At 66.6% G+C, this 4,876-nt stretch carries 4 protein-coding genes; 1 reads left to right on the top strand and 3 read right to left on the bottom strand.

The window, feature by feature from the left end:
* Positions 1-340 (top strand): response regulator (locus OXS27_RS31700; protein WP_267361628.1); only part of this gene is annotated, 340 nt, incomplete at its 5' end.
* Between the two features lie 29 nt (positions 341-369).
* On the opposite strand, the gene OXS27_RS31695 is transcribed toward OXS27_RS31700, so the two are convergent.
* From OXS27_RS31695 to OXS27_RS31685, 3 genes are all read right to left on the bottom strand, one after another.
* A complete protein-coding gene (locus OXS27_RS31695; RefSeq protein ID WP_267361627.1) occupies positions 370-2,913 on the bottom strand; it encodes an HWE histidine kinase domain-containing protein in 2,544 nt (847 codons plus the stop codon).
* Positions 2,914-3,097: 184 nt separating this feature from the next.
* Complete coding sequence (locus OXS27_RS31690; RefSeq protein ID WP_267361626.1) at positions 3,098-3,301, bottom strand: CsbD family protein; 204 nt, start codon at positions 3,299-3,301, stop codon at positions 3,098-3,100.
* Between the two features lie 267 nt (positions 3,302-3,568).
* Positions 3,569-3,766 (bottom strand): hypothetical protein, encoded by a 198-nt coding sequence (locus tag OXS27_RS31685; RefSeq protein WP_267361625.1) that lies wholly within the window; start codon positions 3,764-3,766, stop codon positions 3,569-3,571.
* Positions 3,767-4,876: the final 1,110 nt, after the last annotated feature.

Genomic DNA, 4,876 nt, shown 5'->3' with positions numbered 1-4,876 from the left:
CCTCGTCGTCGAGGATGACGACCTCGTGCGCCTCTGTGCCGTCGAGATGCTGGAGGATGCCGGCTTCCAGACCGTCGAGGCCCGCAACGCCGACGAGGCTTGGTTCATCCTGCACGAGCGGTCGGACATCGGCGCGCTCTTCACGGATGTCGACATGCCTGGTTCCATGTGCGGGATGACCCTGGCCGGACGCGTCCACGAGGCATGGCCGGATATCCGCCTCGTGCTGACGTCCGGTCGGCACCGGTTCAACGACCAGGAGGTTCCTGACCACGGCCAGTTCGTGCCGAAACCCTACAGCGCCTCCGAGGTCGTGGAGGCCATTGACCACGCGGCGTGATCCTTGGTGACCCGGACATTGAGGGCGTTTCACGACGGGAAGGCGCGTAACAGGTCCTCGGTGGAATAGGGCTTTTTGACCACCGGCACCTGGGCAAGATCCTCGGGGATACGGAAGCCGTCGCCGTAGCCCGTGGCGAAAGCGTACGGGATCCCTAGCTCGAACAGTTTTCGCGCAACGGCGATACTGGTCTCTGAGCCCAGGTTGACGTCGAGCAGGGCGCGGGCCGGGGGCGCGGCGTCGATCAGGCGGAGCGCGTCCCGCGTCGAGGAGGCCATGTCCACGGCGTCGGCGCCGAGCGAGGCCAGCATCTCCTCCGCCTCCAGGGCGATGATCATGTTGTCTTCGACGACGAGGATCGAGCCTGCAAGCCGCCGCGGCGGCTCGGGTACCGCGGTCCCGACGACCTTCGGCGCGGCCCGCGGTGCGGCCTTCACCAGCGCCGCCGGGAGCGTGAAACGCGCCATTACCCCCGTCAGCTCGTAGCGTACCTCCGCCTCGCCCTTGAGCTCGTACGGGATCGACCGCTCGATGATGGTGGTGCCGAACCCGCGCCGCGTGGGTGCCCGGACCGCCGGCCCCCCGGTCTCGCGCCACTGGATCACGAGCTGGTCTAGGGCGTCGCGTTCCCAGCGCACGTCAACCCGGCCCAGGCTGTCGCAAAGCGCGCCGTACTTCGCCGAGTTCGTCATCATCTCGTGCACGACCAGGGCGATGGTCGAGAACGCCTGCGGCTCCAGCAGGACGTCGGTCCCGTCGAGGACGACACGGTCGGCCTTGGGTCCAAGGTAGGCGCCGGCCTCCAGCATGATGAGGTCGCGTAGAGATCCAGGCCCCCAGTTGGAGGAGGTGATCTGATCGTGCGCCCGCGCCAGTGCCTGGATGCGGTTGCCGACCGTGGCCGCGAACACGCTGTCGGCGCCGTCATCCGTCCGACTCTGGGTGACCACACCGCGGATCAGGTTGAGGATGTTTCGGACCCGGTGGTTGAGCTCGGCGATCAGGAGCTCCTGCCGCTCCTGGGCGCCCTTGCGTTCCTTTTCGGCTGAATCGGTGAGTCGCAGGATCACTTCCAGAAGGGTGATGCGCAGCGCCTCCGCAGTCCGCATCTCGACGTCCGACCACGGTAGGGAGCGCCCGTGCACGGTCTCGCGCCACGCCTCGAAGCTCTTGCGCGGCGTCAGCCGGATGCCGTTCGGCCCCGGGGTCGCGGGCTTCACCGGGTTGCCGGCCCAGTTCACGGTCCGAGAGACCTCGCACCGGAAGTAGACCAAGAAATCCCGGGGTGTACGTGACACCGGGATGGCGAGCATGCCCGCCGCCCGCTCGGTGAAGTCCCGGCCGGGCTCGTGGACGCGACCGATCTCGTCGGTCGCGTATGCCTTGCTGGCAGCCGTGCGATTGAGGAAGCGCACCAGCCCGGCGAACTCGTCCGCGGTCGGGGTCGCCCCCTGCAGGGTGATCTCGCCGTTCACCCAAAGGCCGATGCCATCGCAGGGCAGGATGACCGAGAGGTCATCGAGGAAGTCGGAGAGGTGCTCCAGGTTGGTGCCGCCGGATGCCAGCGCACCCATGAGCCGGTTGTGCAGGTCGCGCGAGCGGACCTCGCGCGCCGCGTCGGCCTCGCGCTCGCGGGCCTCCAGCAGCCAGGAGAACATCTGGCCGAACAGCTCGGCGCCGGTCCGGCGTTCGAGGGAGATGTGGCGCGGCTCGGTGTGGTGGCAGGCGAACAGGCCCCAGAGCCGTCCGTTGCGCATGATGGATACGGACAGGGATGCGGCCACCCCCATATTACGCAGGTATTCGAGGTGGATCGGCGAGACCGTCCGAAGGGTCGACAGCGACAAGTCGAGGGGCTGCCCGACAGGATCGCGCTGCGGGAGCACGGCGGCGGCGGTAGCGTCCACGTCGGCGATGATGCGCAGCCAGTTGCGCTCGTAGAGGGCGCGGGCCTGCTTCGGGATGTCCGAGGCTGGGTAGTGCAGCCCGAGGTAGGGGTCGAGGCCGGATCTGACCGACTCGGCCACGACCTCGCCCGAAAAGTCCTCCGCGAAGCGATAGACCATCACCCGGTCGAAGCCGGTCAGCGCCCGCATCTGGCGGGCGGCCTCGCGGCAGAGCGGATCGAAGCCAACCGTCTGCTGAAGACGACTCACCATGCCGCGCACGAGGTTGCCGGCGCTCAGGTGCTCGGTGGCGCTCGGCTCGGCCTCGATGACGATGGTGTCTCCGGAGATGTGGAGGGCCACGTCGAATGGCACTCCGCCCGGGACCAGCCGAAGCCCGAACACCCGGTCGACGGCGTCCGGACCGCGTAGGGTCTGCAGGTGGCCCCGGATGGTATGGATGGCCTCGCGGTCGAGGACGGCATCGAGGGGAAGGCCCAGCAGGGCGTCGACGGAGCGGTCCAGCCAGGCCGCGACGTTGTCGGAGACACGGGTGACGATCCAGTCAGCGGAGAGCCCGATCAGGAAGCCGAAGGGCTGCACCGCGCCCAGGATATGGATGGGCTCGCGGTCGCAGGACGAGAGGTCGATCTCGGGCGTCGGCTGCGCCGCGTTCAATGGTTGCATGGGCCCGCGCCATGTTCGCAGGCGACCATCCGGCTGCAATTCGGATATCGGCGTCCCCGGGGCTGTCCGCAATGCGGATCGTCGTCGCGAGGGAGGCTTATGCCTGGACCGGTGACGCACCCGGCCGCTTCCGTCGACGTAACGCCGGTATGCCCGGGGCGCGAACCCGCCCCGGGCGCTCGGATCAGGCCTTGCCGGTGATTTTGTCGGCGACGTGCTTGGCGCCGTCCTTGACGTCGCCGGTCGTCTTCTGGGCGTCGCCCTTAAGTTCCTGGGCCTTGCCCTCGGCCTTCAGCTTGTCGTTGTCGGTGACGTTGCCGATGCCTTGCTTTACGTTACCAACGGCCTCGTTGGCCAAGCCCTTGATCTTGTCTGTGGTGCTGCTCATGGCGGTTCTCCATCGCGACCAGGGCGGCCACGCGGGCTAGGAACGGCACCGCTTCGGACCTCGTTCCAAATCGCCGTTCACGGTCGCGGGAGGCGCGGTACGGCCTCGATCAATTCGAGGATCGACGGGGCCATCGGTCCGGAGACTCGGCAGCAAATCAGATCTCGGTGGGGTTATCGCAGCCAGCGCCGACATCGAAGCCGTGTCCGAGCCCAGGCTTGCCCCCGCTCCACGCGGAAGCGGGGGCAAGTTCATCGGGGCGGAAGCTTACTTGTGGTTCTCGGCGCTATTGCCGTGAGCCTTCGTCGAGTGCTCGTGGGCCTTGTCGGAATGGCCGTGGGCTTCCGTCGAGTGCTTGTGACCGGCGGCATGGTCGCCCTTGCCATGGTGCTCGGCGGCGGCGCGGTGCGACTTGGCCGCCTTTTCGTGATGCTCGGCGGCGTCGGTGTGGGACTTCTGGGCCATGGCGTGCTCCTCCCGGTTCATGATCGACCGGGTCGCAACGAAACAACGGCCTATGGAACCGGTTGCCCACCTCGCGGCAAGTTGAACGTCCTATAGAGAACGCGCCCAGTTCTTACGTCTTCACTTGCGTTCGATGGCAATATCTTGATTTGACAACTATCTGTCTATTGCAAGCTGGGGGCGCGCATGGCTCACCACAGACCTGTTGTCGTCAGTCGAAGGCCGACGCGGACCTCGTAATCGCGCATCCCCGGCCTCGGCCCCCTGACGTCGAGATCATTGGTATCACACAGCGCCGTCTTGCGACCAAACAGGACGACGTCGCCGACGCCCTGGCCCGGCGGATCGACCTCGAACGACAGACGATGGATTACACGCCCGATGAGTCGGGCGGCTACCTCCCATCCGGAAGGGCCCGAGCCAGACGACTGAGCTGCTACGTATGTGGCAAGGTACCACGGACAGATAGGCCCGGGCGCAAGTGTCAACGATGGTGAGGACGATCACGCAGACGTTCGCCTCGGGCGCGTGAGGCTGCAGCCCGATCGCGTTCCACAAAATCAGGCGTGGGCCACCCATTCACCTTAGGCGCAGTATATGGCAGATCACGGTCCGCATCCGACCCCACTCGCCCGCCCGCCGCATCGACAACCTGGAAGCGGACCTTCCCAGGACCCGCACCGGGGCGTGTAGGCACGAGGCCAAGGTCTGCTTCCATCGCTTGCCGCTCAAAAGCAGAACGACGGAAATCCACCCCGAGCGGTCACGGTGGCTATCGAGACCTGCGCAGTTTTGTGATGTGCATTCGCCAATTGGTTGTGCAAAATCGATACAGCCGACTTTGTCGGTGACGCCTGCGCCGGTGCCTCTTCACCCCCTCGATCCACCGGCGTGGGCGTCTGCAACTCTGGGGGGGCGATCATCCGCATGGTCCCGCCCGCACTGGACCAATCCTCGCGTGTCAGGCTCGCCAACGAGTATCGATGAACCTGCCCCGGGGACCCGGATGTACCGTGTGTTCAGCCTCAGCGCAGATGGGAGGGTGGGGGAGAGCCGCACGATCCGGGCGCAAAGTGACGATGAAGCGAAAGCCATCGCCTCGACGCTGCT

This window comes from Methylobacterium sp. GC_Met_3, assembly GCF_026540775.1.
Classification (GTDB): domain Bacteria; phylum Pseudomonadota; class Alphaproteobacteria; order Rhizobiales; family Beijerinckiaceae; genus Methylobacterium.
The sequence above is the reverse complement of the archived record's forward strand: the minus strand, read 5'-3'. Positions and strand labels throughout refer to the sequence as shown.

Bases quoted from the DNA above. Each gene is read 5' to 3' on its own strand.
- OXS27_RS31690 (WP_267361626.1), bottom strand. From the start codon at position 3,301: ATGAGCAGCACCACAGACAAGATCAAGGGCTTGGCCAACGAGGCCGTT.
- OXS27_RS31685 (WP_267361625.1), bottom strand. From the start codon at position 3,766: ATGGCCCAGAAGTCCCACACCGACGCCGCCGAGCATCACGAAAAGGCG.
- OXS27_RS31695 (WP_267361627.1), bottom strand. From the start codon at position 2,913: ATGCAACCATTGAACGCGGCGCAGCCGACGCCCGAGATCGACCTCTCG.